Genomic DNA, 24,880 nt, shown 5'->3' on the forward strand with positions numbered 1-24,880 from the left:
CTCGTCCGCTCTTGCGAGCGTTTCGCCTGTTTCACGGATGTACTGAAACATCGGCGCGCTCTTAAGAGCTGTTCAATCGTCACCGCCGGCATTGCCGGCGAGGATCGGCTGGATACCCAAGGCCCCGGATCGCTCCGGGGCCTTTTGTGTTGCGCTTAGAGATAGCGGCGCATGAACTGGCCGGCCTGTGCCAGCGCGCGTCGCCCCGGTTCGAGATGCGCATTCCACAGCGCCCACGCGTGGATCATCTCCGGCCAGACCTCCAGCGTCACCGGCACGTCGGCCGCGCCGAGCACGCGGGCAAGGCGTGTCGCATCGTCGAGCAGGGTTTCGTGCGAGCCGACCTGGATCAGTGTCGGCACGAAGCCGCGCACGTCCGCGACCAGCGGCGAGATGCGCGGATCGTCGCGCGCGATGCCGGCCGGCACATAGGCCGCAGCCAGTTCTTCGAGATAGGGTTTGTGGATCAGCGGATCGACGCTGTCCTCGGTGGCGAGCGACGCGCCCGACATCGTGAGATCGGTCCACGGCGACACCAGCCACGCGCAGGCCGGGCGCTCGCCTTGCGCGCGCAGCGCGTTGACCAGCACGCAGGTGAGATTGCCGCCCGCGCTGTCGCCGCCCACGGCGATCCGGTCCGGCGCATAGCCCTGCGCGCGCAGGAAGCGCCATGCCGCGGTCGCATCGTCGAACGCGGCCGGAAACGGATCCTCCGGCGCGAGGCGATAACCGACCGCCAGCGTGCGCACGCCGGCCGCGCGTCCGGCTTCCGTCACCATGCGGCGGTGGCTCGCGATCGATCCCGAACAATAGCCGCCGCCGTGGAAGAACATCAGCACGCGCTCAGCATCACTGCCGGGCGCCAGCGACCATTCGCCAGCGATGCCGCCGAGGTCGGCGGCCGTCAGCGTGATGTCGTCCGCCACCGGCCACACCGCGCCGACTTCGTCGAGCCGCGCGCGCCGTTCGGCCCAGCCGACAGGGCGCGGCTTCGATGTCAGAAGCTTCCGGACGGCGTCGATCTCGGACATGGCGCATTCCCCGGTGTGTGATCGGGAGCGCAGTCTAGAGGGCGGAGGGCGCGGACGGAAAGAGCGTTCCAGGTGCGAGCAGCCATCAGTTCGGCGTCTCGAACCAAGAGGCGGTGGCTACCAGGTAGCTGAATAGGGTTTCTCTTCGTCATGGCCGGAATAAATCCGGCCATGACGCGCTGATGGGAGTGTCTTAATTTCACCGGCCATTCCGTCGGACTTCAGGAGAATGAATCCGCGAGCCGGACCTTCCGCTCCGCTTGCGGCGGCCGGGCGGCATCCCCATCTGGCGAGAACCGGCGCGGCGACACCGCCGCGCTCCCGCCGATCCACACGGTTTTCCCAACCGCCGTCCCAGAGGTTCTCCCATGTCGCTTTCGATCTATGACGTCGCCATCACGCCGCTGCTCGCCGGGCTCACAACATTGTCGACCTATCTCGACAAGGCCGAGGCTTATGCGACGGACAACAAGTTCGATCCATCGGTGCTGGTGAATGCGCGGCTCGCGCCGGACATGCTGCCGCTGGCGGGCCAGGTGCAGCGCGCGAGCGACAGCGCCAAGGCCGCGGTCGGGCGGCTGACAGGCCTTGAGGTGCCATCCTATGCCGACACCGAGACGACGCTGCCGGAATTGAAGGAGCGTGTTGCGAAAACCATCGCGCTTCTGCAGTCGGTGCCGAAGGAAAAATTCGACGGCGGCGAGAGCCGGCCGGTCGAATTAAAATTCGGCGCGCATGCGAAAACGTTTCGCGGCGATCAATACGCGCTCGGCTTCCTGCTGCCGAACTTCCTGTTTCACGTCACCACTGCCCACGCCATCCTGCGCCACAACGGCATGAAGATCGGCAAGATCGATTATTTGCGGAGCTTTACCGGCGCGGCGGGGTAGCGGAGCGTGCTGCGGCACGAACAGTGCGAGCCTCGCGATAAGAAACAGCAAAAACGATATTGTCATGCCCGGCCTTGTGCCGGGCATCTCGTTGAGGTGGGCACAGTGCCTTCCTCATCGGGATCACCAGGACATAGGCGAGCGAAGCGATGCCGTTCTTCGAACGGCTATGCCCGGTGATGATATCGCGGAAAACAAAAGCCCCGAAGGCGATCCGGGGCTTTTGTCTGCATGAATGTAGTTCCGCGTAAGTCACGTCAAAGAAACTTCGCGTCGTCTCCGATGAGGCGATCGCGCATGTTCTGCGGGACGGGAAAACCGAATCCTTTCCAGTCCTCCCATGTGAGGTGGCCGGCTTTGCCTTCATCGCTGGCGTAAAGCTCGACGCCGATCTTCTGCATGGCGCTGAACAAGGCCTGCACGGCATCTTGTCCAGCCGCGTAACTCTCCCAGGGTGCATCCGGCCAGTCGACGATGTAGCGGCACGTCCATTCGCCGTTGTCCCGCGTCGGCTGAAAAAGATCGATGCGGACATCAGTCACTCCGGAAGGATCGGTCATCTTCAAGGTGCGAGAGGCAATGATCATCTGGGGGCTCGCGATCAGTAGTTGAGAGGTGGAATTGGTTGGCCGCGTTAACATGCAACGAAACGTACCATTGCTTGGGCGTAACAGGTTGAAAGTCCGACCATCTTGCAGTGAAAAATGTCGCTCTCGTATTGAAGATTGCAAGCGGCGCTATGCGCGGCCGCGATGTTGGCACGGTGACGCCGGATTCCCGGCACAGAGTCCCCGCGGTGTCGTCATGCGCCTGCCATTGTCGGCCCACGGCAGGAACGCTTTCCAATGCTTAATGTTTGCCTTCCTCATGCCACGCGCGGCGTCGCGCGCGAACGGCGCGAATGAAGTTTCATCAGCAAGGGGGCGTGATGCATCCAGTACTCGCCGATATCGTCCAGTGTCCGAAATGCCAGAGCGCGGTGATCACGCCCGACGATCCGTTCGACGGGCAGGCGCTGTTCTGCACCAATCCGGATTGCACGTATGCCCGCACCGGTTTCCCGATGGTGGCGAACGCGCCGGTGCTGATCGATTTTGAGCAGTCGGTGGTGTCGCGCGGCGCGGTGGCCGATCTCGGCCATGTCGCCGAACGGCGACGCGCCGACAACACGCTCGCGCGGTGGCTCTACAATTTCCTCACCCGCTCGCCGGGGCCGACCGCCGCCAATGCGCGGACGTTTCTCGCCGAGGTGAAGAAGCTGTCGAACGATCCGGTGGTGCTGGTGGTCGGCGGCGGCAGCATCGGCTTTGGCGCGGAAGCGCTCTACAATGACCCCGACGTCACCGTGATCGGCTCCGACATCTATCGCAACGGCAACACCGATCTCGTCGCCGACGGCCATCGGATTCCGCTGGCCGACAAATCGGTTCATGGCGTCTGGATCCAGGCCGTGCTCGAGCATGTGCTGGAGCCGCATCGCGTGGCGCGGGAAATCCATCGCGTGCTGGCGGAGCGCGGCCTCGTCTATGCCGAGACCCCGTTCATGCAACAGGTCCACGAGGGCGCCCATGATTTCTCGCGCTTTACCGCCAGCGGCCATCGCTGGCTATTTCGCGGCTTCGACCAGATCGATGCCGGCGTCACGCGCGGGCCGGGCACGGTGATGATCTGGTCGATCCGCCATCTGGTCCGCGCCATCTTCCGCAGCAACAAGGCAGGCACCGCGGCGGCGATGGCGTTTTTCTGGCTGCGTTATCTCGATTATCTCGCGGACGGCCGCTATGTCGCGGACAGCGCCAGCGGCGTGTTTTTTCTCGGCCGCAGGTCGCGCCGCGCCGTCGGCCACGGCGACATCATCGCTTATTACGAGAATCTCGGGCAGCCGGTGGAGGCGGATCGCGCTTCGCACCATGGCGGCGCGCTGTCGCCGCAGCATTCGCGCTAGAAAGGGGATTGGTTTCGGCGGTCAAGTTTGGCAAAACTCCTTGCGCGAGGCCTGCCGGTCTCTGACAAGAAACGCACAACGACAAGGAGACCGTGATGTCCGCCAAGCCATCCTCCCGCGACCGCGTCGAAGACGCTCTCAAGCGCATCAGCGATCCCGCGGGTGAGGGCAGCCGCTCGTGCCTTTCGGTTTATGCCGACGCCGCGCGCCAGGCCGCCGATGAGGCTGATGCCCGCGCCAAGGCCGGTAAAAGCCTCGGCCCGATGGACGGCGTGGTCGTCACCATCAAGGATCTGTTTGACGTCAAGGGCGAGGTGACCCGCGCTGGCTCGAAGGTTCTGGCGTCGCGCGGCAAGCCGGCAACGTCCGATGCCGCCATCGTCACGCGCCTGCGCGAGGCCGGCGCCATCATCGTCGCCAAAACCAACATGACCGAGTTTGCCTATTCCGGTCTCGGCGCCAATCCGCATTTCGGCACGCCGGGCAATCCGGCCGACCGCAAGCGCGCGCCCGGCGGCTCGTCGTCAGGTGCGGCGGTGGCTGTGGCCGACGGCATCGGCGAGATCGCCATCGGCACCGACACCGGCGGCTCGACGCGGATTCCCGCCGCACTGTGCGGCATCGTCGGCTTCAAGCCGACCGTGAAGCGCGTGCCGCGCACGGGCGCGTTTCCCTTGTCCTATACGTTCGATTCGATCGGGCCGATTGCCCGCAACGTCGCCGCCTGCGAACTGGCCGACGCGGTGATGGCCGGTGAAAACACCGCGCCGCAATCGCCGATTGCGTTGAACGAGGTGAGGGTCGGCCTGGTCCAGGGCTATCTGCTCGAGGGCATGGACGACATCGTCGGCACTGCGTTTCCGAAAGCGGTGGAGAAGCTGCAATCGAAGTGGAAATCCGCTGAAGAACTGACGCTGGCGCCGCTCGACATCATGCACGAGGTCAACCATCGCGGAGGTATCGCGCCGCCGGAAGCCTACTCGGTCCATCGCGATCTGCTCAAGGACGCGGGTGAGGGCGTCGATCCCAACGTGCGGCTGCGTCTTTTGCGGTCGGAGAACGTCAATGCCACCGACTATATCCAGAACCTGCGCGACCGCGAGCGCGCCGTCGCGGCGATGGATGCGCTGTTCGATAAGTTCGACGTGCTGGCGATGCCGACCACCCCGATCGTCGCGCCGACGCTCGACGAAATCGCGACGGTGGAGACTTTCAATTCGAAGAACATGCGGATGCTGCGCAACACGTCGATCTGGAATTTCTTCGATGTTTGCGGCATTTCACTGCCGATCAAACTCGGCAACCAGCTGCCTGTCGGCCTGATGCTGATCGGCCGCCACGGCAACGACCGCAACTTGCTGCGGATCGCGAAGTCGGTTGAGCAGGCGCTGGCGGGGTAGGGCAGCCGTTCTCAACGCTGTCATGCCCGGCCCTGTGCCGGGCATCTCGCTGAGGGACGCACCGTGTTCGCCTAAGCGGGATCACCGGGACAAGCTCGGTGAGGGCAGTTTTCGACGAGTCGCGCTTTCTTACCTCGCGATCGACACTTTCAGGGTGCCGACGCCATCGATGCCGCATTCGATGTTATCGCCGGGCTGCAGCGCCGCGACGCCGGCCGGCGTGCCGGTCATGATGATGTCGCCGGCGCCGAGCGAGACCTGAAGTGAGAGCTTGGAAATGATCTCGGCGACGTTCCAGATCATCTCGGAGAGGTCACCTTTCTGCTTCTCGGTGCCGTTGACCGACAGCCAGATTTTTCCCTTGGCGGGATGGCCGATTTCGGAAGCCGGACGCAGCGCGCCGCACGGCGCCGACTGGTCGAACGATTTGCCGATTTCCCAGGGCTGCTCCTTCTTGCGCGAGGCCATCTGCAAATCGCGGCGGGTGAGGTCGATGCCGACGCCGTAGCCGTACACGCAATCCAGCGCGCGGTCGGTGGCGATGTTCGCGCCGCCGGATTTCAGCGCGACGACCATTTCGACCTCGTGCTGGAAGTCCTTGGTCAGCGACGGGTAGGGGATAATGGTGCCTTCACCGGCAATCATGTCGGCGTGCTTGGCGAAGAAGAACGGCGGCTGGCGCTCGTCGTTGCCGAGTTCGCGGATGTGCTCGAGATAGTTGCGCCCCACGCACCAGATCCGCCGGACCGGAAAGGCTTTCGCTTCACCGGCGACGGGAAGCGATGGCTGGACGAGTGCGGGAATGACAAAGGATGCGGTGGCGCTCATGGGTGATTCCGGATTGTGGGGAGGAACGAAGGAAGGATGCGCGATCTTACGCGCTCGCGGCGACCGGTGCCAGCGTCCCGTCATGGCGATGCTGTAGCCGGAAGAACGAAGCGTAACGCCCGCCGCGCCGCAGCAGGTCATCATGGCGTCCGGACTCGACGATCTGGCCGCCTTCGACCACCAGAATCTGGTCTGCATGCATGATGGTGTGGAGACGGTGGGCAATGACGATTGTGGTGCGGTTCTGGCACAGATGCTCGATCGCTTCCTGAACCTGCTTTTCGGATTCGGAATCGAGCGCGGCGGTAGCTTCATCCAGCAGGATGATCGGCGCATTCTTGACCAGTGCACGGGCAATGGCGATGCGCTGGCGCTGGCCACCGGACAGTTGCGTGCCGTGTTCGCCGACCGGGGTGTCATAGCCGAGCGGGAAGCCCATAATGAAGTCGTGGGCGCAGGCCGCTTTCGCCGCGGCGACAATGTCATCCTCCGACGCGCCGATCCGGCCGAAGGCGATGTTCTCGCGGACGGTGTCGCGGAACAGGTAGACGTCCTGCCCGACATAAGCGGTCTGCTGGCGCAGCGATTTGCGCGACGCATCGAGGATGTTCTGGCCGTCGATCAGAATTGCGCCTTCGTTCGCCTCATAGAGCCGCAGCAGCAGCGCCAGAACGGTGGATTTGCCGCCACCAGATGGCCCGACCAGTGCCGTCACCTTGCCGGGCTCGGCGACGAGACTCATGTGGTTCAGCACCGGCTCGTCAATCCGGTAAGAAAATGTGACGTCGCGCAGTTCGACGCGGGCATCGGTCAGTTTGAGCGCCGGCTTGTCGCTGTCGTCGGGTTCGCTTGCCGGGCTGTCGACGATTTCCAGCAGCTTGCGCGCGCCGATCAGATGGCTGTTGAGTTCGATATTGAGGCGGGCGAGCCGCTTCGCCGGCTCATAGGCGAGCAGGAACGCGGTGACGAACGAAAAGAACTGTCCGGGTGCCGCTCCGGTGGAGAGCACGCGGTAGCCGCCGTACATCAGCGCGCCGGCAATCGCGAAACCGCCGAGCATTTCCATCAGCGGACTGGAGCGGGCCTGCACCCGCGCCATCTTGTTGGCGTTGGCTTCGACTTCGGAAATGCTCTTGTCGATGCGCGCCTGCATCGTGTCCTCGAGCGTGAAGGCTTTGACGGTACGGATGCCTTGCAGCGATTCCTGCATCGTCTCGAGAATGTCGGTGGTGCCGGTGAACTGCGTATGCGCGAGCCCCTTGATCCGGCGGACCAGCTTGCGGATGAAGATCAGCGCCGGGGGGGCAACCACCAGCCCGAACAGCGACATCCACGGGTCCTGCACCGCCATCACGATCACAAGGCCGATCAGCGACAGGACATCGCGGCCCACCGCGCTGACGAGAAGATTGAGAACCTGCGTGACGGCCTGCGCGCCGGCCGAGAGCCGCGCCAGGAACTCCGACGAATGGCGTTCCGAGTAGAAGCCGACATTCTCGCGCATCAGCTTGGCGAACAACCGGCGCTGATTGTTGGCGAGGATCGCGTTGCCGATCTTCGACAGGATGACGGAATGCCCGTAGGTCGAGAATCCCTTGAGGGCGAACAGCACGATGATGGCGACGGACAGCAGGACGATGCCCTGCACGCTTCGGTTGATGTAGGTCTGGTTGATGACCTCGCCGAGCAGCCAGGCTGCCCCGGCGGTCGTCGCGGCCGAAATCGCCATCAGGACGAAGGCTTTGAGGTATTGGGGCCAATATTCAAGGCCCTGGTCGGCGACCAGCCGGCGGACCAGCGTGGCTGCGCCATAAGGATCGTCGGTGATTTTGCGTGGAACCGTGTTCATCCGCGTCCCATCGGCGGCAAGGAGCGAAACATGCGTCTCCTTGCCCGCTATGGGACGGATTTTCAAGCCAAAACGGGCCTTTATTACGTCAGGCTGAGGCGACCCGGTCATCGTCCGGCTGGCGCTCGCGGAGCAATTTCTGCTCCCAGGCCAGGGCATGGGCGGCGATCGTGTCCAGATTGTCGTATTGCGGCGTCCAGTCCAGCGTGGCGCGGATGCGCGAGGTATCCGCGACCATCGTCATGATGTCGCCGGGCCGGCGGGACGCATATTGAGTGGCGAAGTTGCGGCCGGAGGCGCGGCGAACCGCTTCGATCGTCTCAAGCACTGAATAGCCGCGGCCGTAGCCGCAATTCAGGGTGGCGGACGGGCCACCGTTGCTCAGATACGACAACGCGGCGCGATGCGCCTGCGCAAGGTCGCTGACATGGATGAAGTCGCGGATGCAACTTCCGTCCGGGGTCGGATAGTCGGTGCCGAACACGTCGATCTTGGCGCGCTGGCCGGTCGCGGCTTCCACCGCGATCTTGAGGAGATGGGTAGCACCGGCGGTCGAAAGTCCAATCCGTGCCTGCGGGTCCGCGCCGGCGACGTTGAAATAACGCAGCACCACGTAGCTCATGCCGTGCGCCGTGGCGACGTCGTGCAGCATGATTTCGGTCATCAGCTTGGAGGAGCCGTAGGGCGACAGCGGCCGCGTCGGCGCGTCCTCGGCGACCGGCACACGCTCCGGGTTGCCATAGACTGCGGCGGTCGACGAGAAGATGAAGCGGTTGATGTTGCACTTGACCGCGGTGTTGAGCAGGTTGCGCGTGGTCATCGTGTTGTTGCGATAATACGCAAGCGGATCGCGCATCGATTCCGGCACCACGACCGAACCGGCGAAATGGATGATCGAGCCGACGTTGTGCGCAGCGATGACGCCTTCGACAAGATTCTCATCGGCAACGTCACCGATGAACAGCGGCACGCCCGCCGGCAATGCGGATGAAAATCCGGTGGACAAATTGTCGATGACCACGACCTCCTGGCCGGCTTCCGCCAGCGCGAGAACGGTGTGGCTTCCAATGTATCCGGCGCCGCCGGTGACGAGTACGGTCATGACGATGATCTACCCAATTTCCACCGGCGAAGGTACGGCTTGACGGTGAAGAGGGGCTTTCTGATCACCCGATCTGGTCACTATGCTTAATGTTGCGTATAGCAGTGACGCGAAACGGAGCTACATGGTGTCGATCAGTCCGAACGAGGCGCAAGATCTGCAGGTTGTCATTCCCAACCTGCACTGGCGCTATTCGGGCGTCACCGCAACCAATCGGATGGTTGCACCCAAGCTGGCGGGACTGTTCCGCGCGGCATGGCTCGGGCCGGATGCGCCGGACGGCATCGCGCATATGGATTTCGTCAATCTGCTGTCGCTGTGGCGCCGCAAGACGCCGCTGATCTGGCACGCGCGCCGCAACAACGAAATGATCGTCGGCGTATTGCTTCGTGCGCTCGGCTGGCCGTTCAAGCTGATCTTTACGTCAGCCGCGCAACGTCATCATACCTGGATCACGCGCTGGCTCATCAACCGGATGGATGCGATCATCGCCACCAGCGATGTCTCGGCCTCATATCTGAAGCGCGAGGCAACGGTGTCGCCACATGGTGTCGATGCAGATGTCTACGTACCGGCATCCGATCGCGCGGCGGCGTTTGCCGAGACGGGACTCCCGGGGCGTTATGCGATCGGCTGTTTCGGACGGGTGCGCGCGCAGAAGGGCACGGATATTTTCGTCGACGCGATGTGCGATCTATTGCCGCGCTTTCCCGATTTCACCGCAGTCATCGTCGGCGCAATCACTCCGGATCAAACCGCGTTCGGCAGCGCATTGAAGACGAAGATCGAAGCGGCAGGCCTGTCGGACCGGATTGTCATTCTCGGTGAGCTGCCGATCGAGGAGGTGCAGCGCTGGTTTCAGCGCCTGACGATCTATGCCTTTACATCGCGCAATGAGGGATACGGCCTGACGCTGATCGAGGCGATGGCTGCCGGTGCCGCACTGGTGGCGGCGCGCGCGGGTGCAGCCGAACTGGTGGTGACCGATGGCGATACCGGCGTGCTGGTCCCGACCGGCGATGCCGGTGCGCTGGCGGCGGCGATTGAACCGCTGATGCGCGATCCGTCAGCCGCTCATGCCATGGGCGCACGCGCCCGCAAACGGGTGGTCGAGCGCTTCAGTATCGATGCGGAAGCTCGTAAAATTGCCGAGGTCTACCGTTCAATTTAACCAAAGAACCCGACAAAGCAGCGTATAATGAACCAAGCTGGCTTTCGGATGTTTGAATTCGAGCCAATCCTGCGCCCTATCCTGTTGTGTCGATCCAATTCGACCCTAGATCGCCCTGATGCTGCACACACACAAGGCCACTTTACCGGACTTCCTCTCCGGCGGCGGAGAGATGGGCGCTCTGACACGCGCGTTCGATTGGTCGGCCAGTTCGCTCGGTCCGCCGGATAAGTGGCCGCAAAGTCTGCGGACCGCGGTCCGCATCGTGCTGAACTCCAATCATCCGATGTTCATCTGGTGGGGACCGGATCTGATCCAGTTTTACAACGACGCCTATCGCCAGACGATGGGTCCCGAACGTCATCCTAGCGCACTCGGCCAGCGCGGGCGCGAATGCTGGGCTGAAATCTGGGACATCATCGGGCCGCAGATCGAGCAGGTCATGAGCGGCGGCGGCGCGACATGGCACGAGGATCAGCTTGTGCCAGTGACCCGTCATGGTCGCCTCGAACAAGTCTACTGGACCTATGGTTACAGCCCGATCGATGAAGGCGATCGGGTCGGCGGCGTGCTTGTTGTGTGCCGCGATGTCACAGAGGATCATATGGCCGCCGCAGCTCTGCGGGAACGCGAGGCTGAACTCGCACGTGTCCAGCAGATCGGCCGGATCGGCGGACTCGAAGTCGATCTACGCACCGGATTCCGGAATCGCCGTTCGCCGGAATATCTGCTGATCCACGGGCTGCCGCCGGATGCCGTCACGGAAACCCATGAGGACTGGGTACGGCGGATTCATCCTGAGGATCGCGAAACCACCGACAAACAATTCCGCGACGCTGTTGCAGGCGACGTGCGAGACTACAACGCGCAATACCGTATCATCCGGCCGAGCGACGGACAGGTGCGCTGGATTTCGGTGAAATCCGTGATCGAACGGGACGTCAACGGCGCGGCGATCCGGCTGGTTGGAGCTCACAGCGATGTCACCGAGCAGGTGATGGCGGAGCGGGCGCTTCGCCAGAGCGAAGAGGCGTTCCGCACGCTGGCTGAAGCCGTGCCGCATCACGTGTGGACGGCGACACCGGCCGGCTCGCTGAACTGGTTCAACCGGCGTGTCTACGAATACGCCGGCGCGGCCTTCGGAGAGCTGGATGGCGACGGGTGGAGCAAGGTTGTCCACCCCGACAACATATCCGCTGCGGTGGCGGCATGGTCCCATGCTGTTTCGACCGGCAATCCTTATGAGATCGAGTTTCGTCTGCGCAGGGCGGACGGCGCGTTCCGATGGTTCCTGTCTCGCGCGGTGCCCGCGCGTGACGAGTACGGCAACATCGTGCGGTGGATGGGGACCAATACCGACGTTCACGATCACAAGCTGATTTCCGCCGAACTGGCTCGCCTCAACGAGACGCTCGCCGAGCGCGTGCTTGAGAAAACCCGCGAGCGGGATCGTATCTGGAACGTCTCGCAAGATCTTTTGGTCGTCGCCAGCACTGACGGAATTGTCCACGCGGTGAACCCGGCGTGGACGAGAACCCTCGGCTGGAGCGAGGCCGATTTGTTGAACCGGACCGCGGACTGGCTTCAGCACCCTAACGATGTCCCGAGAACCAGGATCGAACTCGCGCATCTGGCGCGGGGGCGGACCACGGTGCGGTTCGAAAGCCGGGCCCAGCACAAGGATGGATCGTATCGCTGGCTGTCATGGACCGCCGTGCCGGATGACGGATTCATCTACGCTGTCGGCCGTGACGTGACCGCGGAGAAAGTGGCCGAGGAGCGGCTCAAGGCCGCTGAGGAAGCCTTGCGCCAGTCACAGAAGATGGAGGCGGTGGGACAACTGACTGGCGGCATCGCCCATGACTTCAACAATCTTCTCACTGGCATCGTCGGTTCGCTCGATCTAATGCAGACCCGCTTTGCGCAAGGGCGCACCAACGGGATCAGCCGCTATATCGAAGCAGCGATGGCGTCAGCCAATCGTGCCGCGGCTCTCACGCATCGTCTGCTCGCTTTCGCGCGCCGCCAGCCGCTGGTGCCGAAATCCGTCGATGCGAGTCAGCTCATGGCGTCGCTCGAAGATCTGCTGCGCCGAACCATTGGTGAAGGCATCGACCTTGAAGTTGTCGCTGCCGAAAATCTCTGGCCGATCTTGTGCGATCCCAACCAGTTGGAGAACGCGCTGTTGAATCTCACCATCAACGCGCGGGACGCGATGCCGAATGGCGGCAAGTTGACAATCGCGCTCTCCAACGCGTGGCTCGATGACGTACCGGCCGCTAATCCGCCGCTGCCCGAAGGCGACTATATCTGCATCAATGTTTCCGACACCGGAACCGGTATGAGTTCGGAAGTTGCCGCGCGCGCGTTCGATCCGTTTTTCACGACCAAGCCGATCGGCCAGGGGACAGGTCTCGGCCTGTCGATGATTTACGGGTTCGCTCGGCAGTCGAACGGCCACGTTATGATCGACAGCAAATGGGGGGAGGGCACATCGGTCCGACTTTATCTGCCGCGCCTTCACGGTGAGGTCGGCGGTGTTGAACCGGACACGCCGCAAGATGCCGACAGCCGCAATGCGGCGGGTGAGGTCGTTCTGGTGGTGGAGGACGAACCGGTCGTGCGCGGCGTCATCCTTGAGATGCTGAGCGATCAGGGTTACCGCACCATTGAAGCGACCGACGGACCCTCCGCCCTGCAAATCCTGCGCGACCGGGCACAACGCGTCGATCTGCTGGTCACCGATATTGGCTTGCCGGGCATGAATGGACGGCAGCTTGCGGATTTCGCGCGAGAAGTGCGGCCCGATCTGAGTATCCTGTTCACGACCGGTTATGCAGCAGATGCTGCAAGCGCCAAGGGTTTCCTGAAGCCGGGGATGCGAATGATCACCAAGCCGTTCGACCTCGACAATCTGTCACGGATGATCGGTGAGATGATTTGAGCGTGCCGGGACGCTCGTGATAATGCCTTAGAGTTGCAGACATCCCGCGACGAAAGCATCGAGATCGCCGCCGGAGAACAGATAGCCTCCAATACCCGCGGCGGCGGCGGCTTCCAGGTCGGTTTGGCGATCGCCGATCACAAAGCTGCCGCTCTGGTTGATCGGCCAGTGCTTCATCAAGTCGAGGATCATGCCCGGCTTCGGCTTGCGCCAGTCACTGTCCTGACAATAGGCATCCACCGTTCCTTCGGGATGATGCGGGCAATAGCGGATGTCGTCGATCCGCGCGCCTTGTGCTGCGAGTTCGCCGGTCATCCAGCGATGCAGCACTTGCACGTCGTCGTCGGTGAAATAGCCGCGCGCAATGCCGGACTGATTGGAAATCAGGAATACGAAATAACCGGCTTCGTTGAGCCGGCGGATCGCGGCCGCCGCATTAGGCATCCAGCGGATGCGCTCGCGCGTGCCCATGTAACCGTCGTCGTAGTTGACGACGCCGTCGCGATCGAGGAAGGCCGCAGGCTTGCGAATCGGCGCAGCGTTGCCGTCTTTCATGCCTTCTGACCCTTGGTCATCAGTGTGTGCTCGACCGCGCCGCAGATCGCGTGGGCGGCGACCATGTGAACCTGCTGGATCACGGCGGCCTCGTCGCTCGGCGCGACCAGCAAATGATCGCAGAGCGCACGCATCGATTCACCGTTGGTGCCGGTGAAGCCGATGGTCACGAGACCCTGTTCGCGCGCAATTTTCAGCGCGGTGAGAATATTGGGCGAGCGGCCAGATGTGGAGATGCCAAGGAATACGTCGCCGCGGCGGCCAAGCCCTTGCACCTGTCGTGAAAAGACCTGTTCGAAACCGTAGTCATTGGCGATGGCGGTGAGGGCCGACGTGTCGGTGGTCAAGGCGATCGCCGCATAGCCCGGCCGGTCGTGCTTGTAACGTCCGATGATTTCTGCGGCGATATGCTGGGCATCTGCCGCGCTGCCGCCATTGCCGGCGATCAGGAACTTGCCGCCATTGCTGATTGCGTTGGCGATGACGTCTGCGATGGTGCGGGTCACAGCCAGCAACGTGGCGTCGCTCGCCGCCGCCGTGATGGCCGCGAGCGATTTTTCAAAGTGGTTGCCGATTTCGTCGTGGCTCACGGGGCACCGTCGAGGTTGCAGGGTCCATCAGTGGTAATGTTCGCTCCGCCCGGGCGCAAGCGTGGGCATCAGTGGGCCGCCGTCGGTGCGGTACCTGCGAGAATGCCGCGGGCGATCTCCACGACGTCCGCAGCGGTGATGTTCGTCATGCAGCGATGATCGTTCATGGTGCAGATCGTGCGCTGGCACGGCTGGCACGACAGCTTTTCTTTGCGTTGCACCACGGTCGTGGTCGGGTTGAGCGGTGCCCACAGCCAGGGGTCGGTCGGCCCGAAAATTCCCATGGTCGGGGTGCCGATGGCGGCGGCGATATGCATCAGCCCCGAATCGTTGGCGATCGCGACGCTCGCTGCCGCCATGGCGAGAACACCATTGCGCAAATCGTTGCCGGTGAGATCGCGAACTCGGCTGCCGCCGGCGCGGACGATTTCCTCCGCCAGGGCCTTTTCGCCGGGGCCGCCGACCACCCATACGTCGAGGCCCTTGGCGGCGAACTGCCGTGCTGCTCCGGCATAATCGGTCCAGCGTTTGGAGGCGCCGACCGAGCCGGGAGCCAGCGCCACGGCCGGGCCGTTGCCGAGGCCGTTGGCCTGACGCCATGCCCGGGCTTCCTCCCCCGGAACCGAGAGGGCCGGGACAGGCCATTCCCTGGGGAGCGGTGCGTCCGGAGGCATGGCCAGCGCGGCGTTCTTGTCGATGAAGCGCGGCAGCGCCCGCTCGCCCCAGCGCCATTCGTTGATCAGGCCAAACCGGGCTTCGCCGACGAAGCCGACCCGCTCGGGAATACCGGCGAGCGCCGGAGCGAGCGCCGACTTCCACGTTCGGGGCATCACCAGCACGGTGCCATAACCTCCCGCGCGGAATTTCGCTGCGAGAGCCCGCTGCTGGGCCAAGGCCAGACGAGAGCGGGGCAGGTCCCAGACGATCCCGGTCCGGACGCCGGGCATATAGTCCACAAGCGGCGCGCACAGGCTGGTGGTCAGCAGGTCGACCGGTCGGTTTGGCCAGCGATACTTGAGAAGGCGCACCACTGTGTGGCCCCGGACGAAGTCGCCGATCCACATGTACGGGACGATCAGAATCGGCCGCGTATCGTCCGGATCGGGCCGGATGCCCAGCTTTTCAAATGAATAGGAATTCATACTTTCGAGCGACGCTGTTTCCCGGAAATCCTGATCTTGTCGGTATCTGCTCCGTGGACCGGGGTAAAGCCAACCAAAAATTGCAAAAAAGGTCGCTTCGGCCTTCACCAAATCCTGCGGTGGACGTTGCCTGACGGACCTCACTCGGGCAAACGTAACCCCGGTTCAATTGGGCGGGAAACATTCATGCTGCTGGTGACGGGTGGCGCCGGGTTTATCGGATCCAACGTCGTGGCTGCGCTGAACGATGCCGGCCATGCGGACGTGGCCGTGTGCGATTTCCTCGGTCACGACGGTAAATGGCGAAATCTCGCCAAGCGGCAGCTGTCCGACGTGGTTCCGCCCGCTGAACTGATGGAATGGCTAAAGGGCCGCAAGCTCGACGGCATCGTCCACCTCGGCGCGATTTCGGAGACCACCGCCACCGACGGCGATCTGGTGGTTGAAACCAATTTCCGCCTTTCGATGCGGTTGCTCGACTGGTGCACTGTCAATGGGGTGCCATTCATTTATGCGTCGTCGGCGGCGACCTATGGCGACGGCCATCAAGGTTTTGGCGACGATCCTTCGCTTGCCGCGCTGAAGCAGCTCAGGCCGATGAATCTCTACGGCTGGAGCAAGCATCTGTTCGATATGGCGGTGGCGGCGCGGGTGGCGAAGCGACAAGCGATGCCGCCGCACTGGGCTGGCCTGAAATTTTTCAACGTGTTCGGCCCCAATGAATACCACAAGGGTGCGATGATGAGCGTGCTGACCCGCCGCTTCGACGACATCCGTGCCGGCAATCCGATCCAGCTTTTCAAATCGCACCGCGACGGCATTGCCGACGGCGATCAGCGCCGCGATTTCATCTACATTGATGACGTCGTCCGCGTCATCATGTGGTTACTGGCGACGCCGTCGGTGAATGGGATTTTCAATGTCGGGACCGGCGTGGCGCGCAGTTTTCGCGATCTGATGCACGCGGCGTATGCTGCCCTCGGCACACGGCCGAATATCGAGTACATCGACATGCCGGTCCAGATTCGTGACAGCTATCAGTATTTCACCCAAGCGGAGGGTGAGCGGTTGCGCGGCGCGGGCTATAATGGCGGCTTCACCGCATTGGAAGACGCGGTCGGCGTTTACGTGAAAGACTTTCTCGACCAGCCGGATCGCTATCGTTGAGGGCAATGGATTTCGCTGATGTTCGATTTTGATGCGCTCTCGCAAGCGATGGCCCGCCAGATCGTGCTGTGTGTCGGCGATCTGATGCTGGATGAATTCGTCTATGGCGAAGTGTCGCGCATTTCGCCCGAAGCGCCGGCGCCGGTAATCGCCGCGCAGCGCAGCGAATTGAACGTCGGCGGGGCGGGGAATGTCGCGCGCAATATCGCTGCTCTCGGTGCAGGGTGTATTTTCGTCGGGCTGATCGGCAATGACGATGCCGGACGAATGCTCAGGGCCGAACTTGCCAAGGAGCGGCTGATCGAACCCATCCTGGTGACGGATGCATCGCGGCCGACCACGCGCAAGGTGCGCTTTGTTTCCGAGCATTTCTCCACACACATGCTGCGGGCCGACTGGGAGCAGGCGATGCCGGCATCGGCCGCGATCGAGCAGCAACTAATCGATGCGATCGTGGCCGCGCTGCCGCGCGCCGACGTTGTCTTGCTGTCAGATTATGCGAAGGGTGTTCTGACCGCACGGGTAATCCGGAATGTGATCGATGCAGCACGCAAGCTCGGCAAGCGCGTGATTGTCGATCCGAAAAGTGCGAACTTCGCGATCTATCGCGGTGCGACGATTCTGACGCCGAACCGCAAGGAGTTCGCGGAAGCCACCCGCAGCCGCGCCACCACGCAGGCGGAAATCGCCGCGGCGGCTCAAGAAGCGATGTTGCTGGCTGACTGTGAGGCGATGCTGGTCACTCAGAGCGAGCACGGTATGACGCTAGTGGCGCGCAACCGCGATGTGGTTCATGTCCCTGCCTATCCCGCGAAGGTGCGCGATGTATCCGGCGCGGGCGATACGGTAGTTGCCGCACTGGCGGTGACGCTGGCAGGCGGTGCCGATCAGGAAGACGCGTTGCGGATGGCGTCGGCAGCGGCCGCGGTTGCGGTGGGCAAGCGCGGCACCGCGACGGTCACGTTGGCGGAATTGCGCAAGAAGATTTTACCGCAGGCCTCGTTGGCGGCGGAGGAAAAGATCGCGGTAAGTTCCGACGATCTCGACGCTCATCTTGCCGAATGGCGTCAGCAGGGGTTGCGCGTCGGATTCACGAACGGCTGTTTCGATATTCTCCATCCAGGGCACGTCCGCGTGCTGACGCAGGCACGCGCCACCTGTGATCGGTTGATCGTCGGGCTGAACAGTGATGCCTCTGTGAAGCGTCTCAAAGGCCCCGATCGTCCAGTACAGGACGAGCGGGCGCGGGCCGAGGTGCTGGCGGCACTCGAGGCGGTCGACCTCGTGGTGATTTTCGCCGAGGATACGCCGCTCAAGCTGATCGAACGGATCAAGCCCAGCGTACTGGTCAAGGGGGGCGATTACACCCGCGAGCAGGTGGTCGGACACGAGATCGTCACCGCAAACGGCGGTGAGATTGTTCTGGTAGAGATCATGCCCGGTCACAGCACGACGTCGCTGGTTAAACGCGCGCGCGAGAACATGGCATGAGCGGGGAGACGACGAACCCGATAGCCGGTGTCGTGCGTCCGTCGTGGCGCGATCCCGCGGCGTGGGCCCGCACCGCCGATGTGATGGCGATCCTGACCGCTGCAGCGTTGCCGTGGTCGACGTCGCTGGTGGCGATCTTCTTCGTCATTTTCTTTGTGGTCTTGATCCCCTCGGGGAACGTGCGTGAATTTGTGCGGTCGCTTAGGCGTCCGGTCAATCTTCTGCCGATCGTCTTCTTTGCACTCGCGGTGCTGGGGACGTTGTGGGCGACAGATATTCCGTGGTCGGCGCGGCTGCAGGGCATCAGTCCGCTGGCCAAGCTGCTTGCGATTCCGTTTCTGGTCTATCATTTCGAGCGATCGCAGCGCGGCATGTGGGTCTTTTTCACGTTCCTGGTGTCGTGCTTTCTATTGATGATCATGTCGTGGGTGGTGGCTTACGCACCGTCGCTCTCCATTAAAAAAGGTGTCTACGGCGTTCCAGTCAAAAATTACATCGATCAGAGCCAGGAGTTTGCGTTGTGCGCTGTTGCATTGGCATGGCCGGTGCTCGATCAGGTGCGCAGGCGCTCTTATCAGCGGGCAGCGCTGCTCGCAGCGGTGGCGCTGGCGTTCGTTGCCAACATGATGTTCATCAACGTCGCACGAACAGCCTTTGTGTATTTTCCGGTCATGTTGCTGACGTTCGCACTACTCCATCTCAAGTTGCGCGAGATTATCTTGCTTGGGATTGCCGGTGCCATTGCCGTCGGGGTGGCGTGGAGCGCCTCGCCCAATCTGAGAACCAAGGTCGGCACGATCTTCACCGAGGTTGATGAATATCGGGACACTGCCAATCAGATCACGTCGGCTGGTCAGCGGTTGGAGTTCTGGACCAAATCCATCAAGTTTGTGAAAGAGGCGCCGATCGCGGGTCATGGCACCGGTTCGACCAAAACGCTGTTCGTCCGGGATGCGATCGGGCAAACCGGTCTTGCGGCCGAGGTGGTCGACAACCCGCATAACCAGACGCTCAATGTCGCGGTTCAGTGGGGTCTGATCGGCGTCTTGATCCTGTATGCAATGTGGATCGTTCACGGTGCGCAGTTCCTGGGGCCTGGACTTGTGCCGTGGCTGGGATTGCTGGTGGTGGTTCAGAACCTGATCAGCTCGCTTTTCAACTCGCATCTGTTCGATTTTCATGAAGGCTGGATGTATGTTCTGGGCGTCGGAATCGCGGCAGGTATGGTCGCCAAGCAAAAGAACAACGGCACTTTATGAGACAACTTCTCCACTTCACGTGGCGTAACTGGCTAATTGCGGCGCACGATGTACTCGCGACCATCGCGGCGGTCCTTTTAAGTTTCTTTCTGCGGTTTGAAGGGACCGATCTCGATACCCGGCTACCGCTGCTTTTGAAAGTGTTGCCGTACTTCGCCGTCCTCAGCTTCTTTGTGTGTTTTGCGTTTCGCCTGACGACAACGAAATGGCGCTTTATTTCATTTCCCGATTTGATGAACATCGTTCGCTCCGCGACCGTGCTCGCAGTTGCGTTGCTGATTCTCGACTACATCTTCCTCGCCCCGAACGTCTACGGGACGTTCTTCCTCGGCAAGACCACCATCATTCTCTACTGGTTCATCGAAATCTTCGCCCTCAGCGGAGCCCGGCTGGCGTATCGCTATTTCCGCTACACCCGGACGCGCAATCAGGCCCGGGTGATCGATGCCGCGCCGGCGCTGCTGATCGGCCGCGCCGCCGATGCCGAGGTGTTGCTGCGGGCGATCGAGAACGGCGCCGTGAAGCGCATCTGGCCTGCGGGCATTCTGTCGCCGTCCACCGCTGATCGCGGGCAGGCGATCCGTGGCGTTCCGGTTCTTGGTAACCTCGACGATCTCGCGGATGTGGTCGCTGATTTTTCCCGGCGCGACAAGCCGATGGGGCGCGTGGTAATGCTGCCATCGGCATTCGAGCCCGATGCACATCCCGAATCCATTCTGACGCGGGTGCGCAAGCTCGGCCTTTCGGTCAGCAGGTTGCCGTCGCTCGAAGGCAGCGGAGAGGCGCCGCGGCTGGCGCCGGTCGCCGTCGAGGATTTGCTGCTGCGCCCCAGCGTCAAGATCGACTATCGGCGGCTTGAGGCTCTGGTGAAGGGCAAGTCGATCGTTGTGACCGGTGGCGGCGGTTCGATTGGCTCGGAAATCTGCGATCGCGTTGTGACGTTCGGCGCCTCGCGTCTTCTGGTCATCGAGAATGCCGAACCTGCGCTGTTCATGGTGATGGAAGAGCTATCCGCACAGTCGTCCGGCGTTGTGATCGAGGGACGTATCGCGGACATTCGCGATCGCCAGCGCATTATGGCGTTGATGGCCGAGTTCAAGCCGGACATCGTATTTCATGCTGCCGCGCTCAAACATGTTCCGATCCTCGAGCGCGATTGGGGCGAGGGGATCAAGACCAACATCTTCGGGTCGATCAACGTTGCAGACGCCGCGGTCGCCTCCGGCGCGGAAGCCATGGTGATGATTTCCACCGACAAGGCGATCGAGCCGGTGTCGATGCTGGGACTGACCAAGCGCTTTGCCGAAATGTATTGCCAGGCACTCGATCGCGATCTGGCGAAGGCCGCGAATGGAAAGACGCCGATGCGTCTGATCTCCGTCCGTTTCGGCAACGTGCTGGCGTCGAACGGGTCGGTGGTGCCGAAATTCAAGGCGCAGATCGAGGCCGGAGGGCCGGTGACGGTGACGCATCCGGACATGGTGCGTTACTTCATGACCATTCGTGAAGCTTGCGACCTGGTTGTGACCGCAGCGACCCATGCGCTGCAGCCACAGCGGCCCGATGTGTCGGTGTACGTGCTCAACATGGGCCAACCGGTGAAAATCGTCGATCTCGCTGAGCGGATGATCCGGCTCTCGGGGTTGCAGGTCGGCTACGACATCGAAATCGTATTTACGGGTGTGCGGCCCGGCGAACGGTTGAACGAGATTCTGTTCGCGAGCGAGGAGCCGACCGCGGACATCGGCATCGACGGCATTGTCGCCGCGCGGCCGAACGAGCCGCCACTCGAGACGCTGCGCGGTTGGCTTCAGACGCTCGAAAAATCGGTCGGCAGCGAGCAGCGAGCGGTGATCGTCAGCCTTCTCAAGGACGCGGTGCCGGAATTCAAGGCAACCGCCGAATAGCTACGATTTCGGCCGCGAAAAGCGGTAGAGAAGCAGCGACGTTGCGCAGAGACCGGCAACGAGCGCGGCAACATCCATGCTTGCCGCATTGATCGTCACCGAAAGCCCTGCCAGAGCGGCCAGCAAAACGTTCAGCACAAAGATCTCGCCGACGATGCGCTGCACCGTAAAACCGTTGTCGGTGGCACGCTGATAAAAGTGAGAGCGGTGTGCGTCCCAGAACGGTTCGCGGCGCCACATGCGCCGCAGCAGCGTTGCCGTCGCGTCAGTCAGGAAATACAGCGGAAGCAGCAGGGCGGCCGCCAGATGTCCGTGCCAGGCAAGCGCCAGCAGGCACCAGCCGAGCAGCAGGCCGATCGGCAGGCTGCCGACATCGCCGAGGAAGACCTTCGCCACTGGCTTGTTGAATGGTGCGAAGCCGATCATGGCACCGCCAAGCGCCGCGGCGACAATGCCGACGCGCGGTGAGACTTCACCGGCGACACACAGCAGGACGAGAGCAGCGGCAATCGGAACTACTTCCGCGACCATGATCCAGTCGATACCGTCCATGAAATTCACAAGATTGACCAGCCAGAGGCCGGCCACGAACACCATTGCGCGCTCCGCCAGCAGTGGCAGTTGCGGCATGGCGCGGACGCTGTCGGGCAGGGCGGCGACGACGATGATAACGGCGGCGGCTTGCAGCAGCAGGCGTGGCAGAACGGCAATGGTGCGCAGATCATCGACCGCGCCGACGATCGCGAGCAGGATCGTCGCTCCGAACGTCATGAAAACCAGATGCGTCTCGGCATTGTTTGTCGTGAGGATCGCGAAGGCCGCGACCGCAAGCGTTACCGCGACGACGGCGATGCCGGCGCCTTGCGGCGTCGGAACCTTGTGCGACGAGCGCGCATTGGGACGGGCCAGCGCATAGCGCACGAGCAGGGGATGGATCGCCCATGTCAGCAGCGCTGTACCCAGCGCAGCGACGAGCGCGACAAGCCCGCCCAGCATGAGATTGAATCCGTCTGACATATGGCGTTACTCGTGATCGGTGCGGGCGGATTTGCCCATGACCGATCGATAGAGCGCAACCGTCGCTGCGCCAACCGCTTTATCCGACATTTTGTCGACCACCAGTTGACGCGCGGCATGGCCATAACGGCCACGCAGCTCGGGGGAGGCGGCAAGGGTAGCGATGGCCTCCGCGAGGGCTTGCGGGTCTTCGATCGGCACCAGCAGGCCGGTACGGTCATGGATGCAGATTTCGCGGCATCCCGGCGCGTCGGTCGCGACCATCGTCCGACCACATGCCGCGGCTTCCAGCAGGCTTTTCGGCAGGCCTTCGCGGTGCGAGGGCAATGCCGCGATATGCGAGCGCCGCCACAACGATACGATGTCATCGACATGGCCGAGCCAGGTGATGCCGGGCTCCTGACCCCAGGCCTGAGCCTGCGCCAGCGATACCGAGGCCGGATTAGCGGGGTCTGGCTCGCCCGCGATCAGCAGCCGGACATCCAGTCCGCGCTGCAGCAGCAGGCGATGGGCCGCGACCAGCGCATGAATACCCTTGTCCGCGAGAAGCCGCCCGGCGAAGCCGACCGTGATTGCGCCATCCGGTTCGGGCAGGCTCTGCAAGGCATCGGTATCGACACCGGAACCGGGGATCAGTGCGATCCGGTCGCTGGAGATGCCCATCGCGCGGAGTGCGCCGAGATCATCCGGATTCTGCACCAGTGCGACGCTGTGCTCGCGTCCGAACAGAATTCCAAGAGCCGCAGCGACGATAGGTTTGAGAACCCGCGCGACGGCCGATGACGAAGTGAACAGGAAACCCATGCCGGTAAGCGCATTGACCTGCGGCGTCGCGGTGCCGAGCGCGGCGACTGAGCCCAATACGCAGCATTGCAACCCGGAATGATGGATCAGTGCTGGCTTGATCGTGCGTTCCAGCCGCCGTAGCGCGAGCATGGTTGTCAGCGCGGCCGTAGGTGAAAGGCGGCCCCTGCGAAACGGAATCGGATGCAGCGTAAAACCTTCGGCGCGAATTTTGTCGGCCGCCGTATTGACGTTGGTGGCAACATGCACGTCGAAGCCGGCCTCACGCGCGGCCCGTGCCATCGGCAGGCGATGCGAAATGAAGGCCCAGTCTTCATTGGCGAGATAAAGCAGAATCGGTTTCACGCGCGGGACATCAGAGCGGTTGTCTTCTCACAAAGTTGGCAGCGTCTTTTGAAGCTAGATCAGTATGTTATGTTCTTCGTAAAAACAATCGGCGGCTGCCCATTCTCAACCCTGTCTCCGTCGATGCTCCCCAGGAAAGTCGCGGCTTTTCTTGCAAGGGAAGTAGGACTTCGCTCGTTGCGAAGCACCAGGTCAATCGGCCAGTGAGATGGCATGGGCTGGCTGGTACCCCTCGGCTGCCTCCATGCTGATGGCTCTACGTGTCGGCTGTGATCGAGTTCCTCTTGCGCTGCGTGATCGGCTGGAGAGATGCGACGGCCGAATTCGTCTCGGGCGCGCTGCTGATGGCCGTCCGTAAATTTCACACAATTGAAAAGTATTGCTGTGGGAAATTTTGAATGGGGTGTTGCCGGGCAGGAGGAAATTCGTCGCGCACGTCATGGATAGCATGGGCATCGTAGCAGCCCTCGTATTCAAGACGTGCGCAGCGATATGGCCCCAGCCGGAGTTCTACTGCGAGATCTGTGATTTAACTTTTGGGTGGCCGATGATACGTAGGCGGCTTTTCATTGTTGGATCGTTGTGCATCGGCCTATGTTTGATGTGCATAGTATTCATTTCCACGGAGATAGGGCGATCGGCGTTGAATAAAGCCGTGGTGGAATTTCATCTGCTGAAGCCGATTGACCGACAGCGCTCAGAGTTGCGGAAAATCAAAGCTGACATGTTGTCTCGATTCAAGCATCTTGGAGAGTTAAGAGGACGCGATCTTGTTCGAGCAATTGAAGAGATCGCTAATAGAGAAATCACTATAGGTTCCTCGCCTGGAAATTTGGAGGACGATCTCTACGGCGTTTACTCTGATGCGGTCGTTAAAAAATCAACCAGCTATAGTTGCCAGGGCGTGGCTCTTATTTTCAGAACGATGTTAAGCGCGTTCGGCATCAGAAACAGGGCCGTCTTATTTTATGCCACGGTCGAGCAACTGCCAAATGAGGTGATCAATAGTCACGCAAGTGTTGATGTCCTCCTGGATGGGAGATGGGAGGCAATCGATCCAACTTTTGACTTCCATCTCGTTGGAGGGAGCGGTCATCGGCTTGATTGGTTAAGTGCCTACAATCGTCTCAAAGAAGGTCTCGATGTGATAGTCGTGCCAAATGATCCAAGCTTAAAAACTGATCCGCTGAAGCGAGCGGGGATTGATCTGAAGCGCGATATGACGTTCGTTGCATTTATAGATCGCAAAGTTATGTTCTTGCCGGCCAATTGGACTGGTGTTTATCGGATCAAGGGGCGCTTGTATTGGAATGTTGCCGATTCTTATAGCGCAGATCGAAATCTGCCGGAGATCGTTGCTGCAGATGTCGCCGCAGCAAAGTAACCCAATTCTGGTTCCCCCCTTGGTGCAGGATTCGCTTTGGTATCAACGTGCTGGGCATA

The 24,880-nt window shown here is 61.9% G+C and carries 20 protein-coding genes; 10 read left to right on the forward strand and 10 right to left on the reverse strand.

Features of this window, described 5'->3' with window-relative positions; genetic code table 11:
* Positions 1 to 155: 155 nt before the first annotated feature.
* Entirely contained in the window at positions 156 to 1,031 is an 876-nt protein-coding gene (locus ASC80_RS02425; RefSeq protein ID WP_056292547.1) for an alpha/beta hydrolase, read from the reverse strand.
* 368 nt (positions 1,032 to 1,399) lie between these two features.
* Between ASC80_RS02425 and ASC80_RS02430 the strand changes: the two genes are divergently transcribed.
* Positions 1,400 to 1,921, forward strand: coding sequence for a DUF1993 domain-containing protein (locus ASC80_RS02430; RefSeq protein WP_056292549.1), 522 nt, complete (start codon positions 1,400 to 1,402; stop codon positions 1,919 to 1,921).
* A 257-nt stretch (positions 1,922 to 2,178) separates the two neighbouring features.
* Here ASC80_RS02430 and ASC80_RS02435 read toward each other — a convergent pair whose 3' ends face one another.
* Positions 2,179 to 2,508 carry a DUF6968 family protein gene (locus ASC80_RS02435; RefSeq protein ID WP_056292551.1) on the reverse strand — a complete coding sequence of 110 codons (330 nt, stop codon included), beginning with the start codon at positions 2,506 to 2,508 and terminating at the stop codon, positions 2,179 to 2,181.
* Positions 2,509 to 2,849: 341 nt separating this feature from the next.
* Here ASC80_RS02435 and ASC80_RS02440 point away from each other — a divergent pair, with 341 nt between their 5' ends.
* Together ASC80_RS02440 and ASC80_RS02445 are read left to right on the forward strand one after the other, a co-directional pair.
* The gene (locus tag ASC80_RS02440) at positions 2,850 to 3,866 is read left to right on the forward strand and encodes a methyltransferase domain-containing protein (RefSeq protein WP_056292553.1); all 1,017 of its coding nucleotides are present in this window, start codon (positions 2,850 to 2,852) and stop codon (positions 3,864 to 3,866) included.
* A 95-nt stretch (positions 3,867 to 3,961) separates the two neighbouring features.
* The gene (locus ASC80_RS02445; protein WP_056292555.1) at positions 3,962 to 5,266 is read left to right on the forward strand and encodes an amidase; all 1,305 of its coding nucleotides are present in this window, start codon (positions 3,962 to 3,964) and stop codon (positions 5,264 to 5,266) included.
* A gap of 129 nt (positions 5,267 to 5,395) precedes the next feature.
* Here the strand turns inward: ASC80_RS02445 and ASC80_RS02450 are convergent, their stop codons facing one another.
* The 3 genes from ASC80_RS02450 to galE form a co-directional block, all read right to left on the reverse strand.
* Positions 5,396 to 6,094, reverse strand: coding sequence for a fumarylacetoacetate hydrolase family protein (locus tag ASC80_RS02450; protein ID WP_056292556.1), 699 nt, complete (start codon positions 6,092 to 6,094; stop codon positions 5,396 to 5,398).
* Between the two features lie 46 nt (positions 6,095 to 6,140).
* On the reverse strand, positions 6,141 to 7,943 hold the full coding sequence (locus ASC80_RS02455; RefSeq protein ID WP_056292558.1) for an ABC transporter ATP-binding protein: 1,803 nt from the start codon (positions 7,941 to 7,943) through the stop codon (positions 6,141 to 6,143).
* Positions 7,944 to 8,031: 88 nt separating this feature from the next.
* Positions 8,032 to 9,045, reverse strand: coding sequence for a UDP-glucose 4-epimerase GalE (galE, locus tag ASC80_RS02460; protein ID WP_056292560.1), 1,014 nt, complete (start codon positions 9,043 to 9,045; stop codon positions 8,032 to 8,034).
* Positions 9,046 to 9,169: 124 nt separating this feature from the next.
* Between galE and ASC80_RS02465 the strand changes: the two genes are divergently transcribed.
* Both ASC80_RS02465 and ASC80_RS02470 read left to right on the forward strand, forming a co-directional pair.
* Positions 9,170 to 10,216, forward strand: coding sequence for a glycosyltransferase family 4 protein (locus ASC80_RS02465; RefSeq protein WP_056292562.1), 1,047 nt, complete (start codon positions 9,170 to 9,172; stop codon positions 10,214 to 10,216).
* A 118-nt stretch (positions 10,217 to 10,334) separates the two neighbouring features.
* Positions 10,335 to 13,160 (forward strand): hybrid sensor histidine kinase/response regulator, encoded by a 2,826-nt coding sequence (locus ASC80_RS02470; RefSeq protein ID WP_056292564.1) that lies wholly within the window; start codon positions 10,335 to 10,337, stop codon positions 13,158 to 13,160.
* A gap of 27 nt (positions 13,161 to 13,187) precedes the next feature.
* Here ASC80_RS02470 and ASC80_RS02475 read toward each other — a convergent pair whose 3' ends face one another.
* The 3 genes from ASC80_RS02475 to waaF form a co-directional block, all read right to left on the reverse strand.
* Complete coding sequence (locus tag ASC80_RS02475) at positions 13,188 to 13,715, reverse strand: HAD family hydrolase (RefSeq protein WP_056292567.1); 528 nt, start codon at positions 13,713 to 13,715, stop codon at positions 13,188 to 13,190.
* The gene (locus tag ASC80_RS02480; RefSeq protein WP_056292569.1) at positions 13,712 to 14,305 is read right to left on the reverse strand and encodes a D-sedoheptulose 7-phosphate isomerase; all 594 of its coding nucleotides are present in this window, start codon (positions 14,303 to 14,305) and stop codon (positions 13,712 to 13,714) included. Before ASC80_RS02480 ends, ASC80_RS02475 begins: the two co-directional genes overlap by 4 nt.
* Positions 14,306 to 14,373: 68 nt before the next feature.
* Complete coding sequence (gene waaF, locus ASC80_RS02485) at positions 14,374 to 15,447, reverse strand: lipopolysaccharide heptosyltransferase II (RefSeq protein WP_056292571.1); 1,074 nt, start codon at positions 15,445 to 15,447, stop codon at positions 14,374 to 14,376.
* 186 nt (positions 15,448 to 15,633) lie between these two features.
* Between waaF and rfaD the strand changes: the two genes are divergently transcribed.
* From rfaD to ASC80_RS02505, 4 genes are read left to right on the forward strand one after another with little or no spacing between them, the layout of a single operon-like run.
* The gene (rfaD, locus tag ASC80_RS02490; protein WP_056292572.1) at positions 15,634 to 16,614 is read left to right on the forward strand and encodes an ADP-glyceromanno-heptose 6-epimerase; all 981 of its coding nucleotides are present in this window, start codon (positions 15,634 to 15,636) and stop codon (positions 16,612 to 16,614) included.
* 18 nt (positions 16,615 to 16,632) lie between these two features.
* On the forward strand, positions 16,633 to 18,105 hold the full coding sequence (gene rfaE1, locus ASC80_RS02495; RefSeq protein WP_056292574.1) for a D-glycero-beta-D-manno-heptose-7-phosphate kinase: 1,473 nt from the start codon (positions 16,633 to 16,635) through the stop codon (positions 18,103 to 18,105).
* On the forward strand, positions 18,102 to 19,364 hold the full coding sequence (locus ASC80_RS02500) for an O-antigen ligase family protein (protein WP_056292576.1): 1,263 nt from the start codon (positions 18,102 to 18,104) through the stop codon (positions 19,362 to 19,364). The genes rfaE1 and ASC80_RS02500 overlap by 4 nt, the downstream gene beginning before the upstream one ends.
* Positions 19,361 to 21,271, forward strand: a complete 1,911-nt coding sequence (locus ASC80_RS02505) for an SDR family NAD(P)-dependent oxidoreductase (protein WP_056292578.1) — start codon at positions 19,361 to 19,363, stop codon at positions 21,269 to 21,271. Before ASC80_RS02500 ends, ASC80_RS02505 begins: the two co-directional genes overlap by 4 nt.
* On the opposite strand, the gene ASC80_RS02510 is transcribed toward ASC80_RS02505, so the two are convergent.
* Both ASC80_RS02510 and ASC80_RS02515 read right to left on the reverse strand, forming a co-directional pair.
* Positions 21,272 to 22,288 (reverse strand): MraY family glycosyltransferase, encoded by a 1,017-nt coding sequence (locus ASC80_RS02510; protein WP_244487170.1) that lies wholly within the window; start codon positions 22,286 to 22,288, stop codon positions 21,272 to 21,274. It lies immediately after the preceding gene.
* Between the two features lie 6 nt (positions 22,289 to 22,294).
* Complete coding sequence (locus ASC80_RS02515) at positions 22,295 to 23,437, reverse strand: glycosyltransferase family 4 protein (RefSeq protein ID WP_056292579.1); 1,143 nt, start codon at positions 23,435 to 23,437, stop codon at positions 22,295 to 22,297.
* A gap of 643 nt (positions 23,438 to 24,080) precedes the next feature.
* Here ASC80_RS02515 and ASC80_RS02520 point away from each other — a divergent pair.
* Entirely contained in the window at positions 24,081 to 24,821 is a 741-nt protein-coding gene (locus tag ASC80_RS02520; protein ID WP_156464234.1) for a transglutaminase-like domain-containing protein, read from the forward strand.
* Positions 24,822 to 24,880 lie beyond the last annotated feature (59 nt).

The organism is Afipia sp. Root123D2, assembly GCF_001425835.1.
GTDB lineage: Bacteria > Pseudomonadota > Alphaproteobacteria > Rhizobiales > Xanthobacteraceae > Afipia.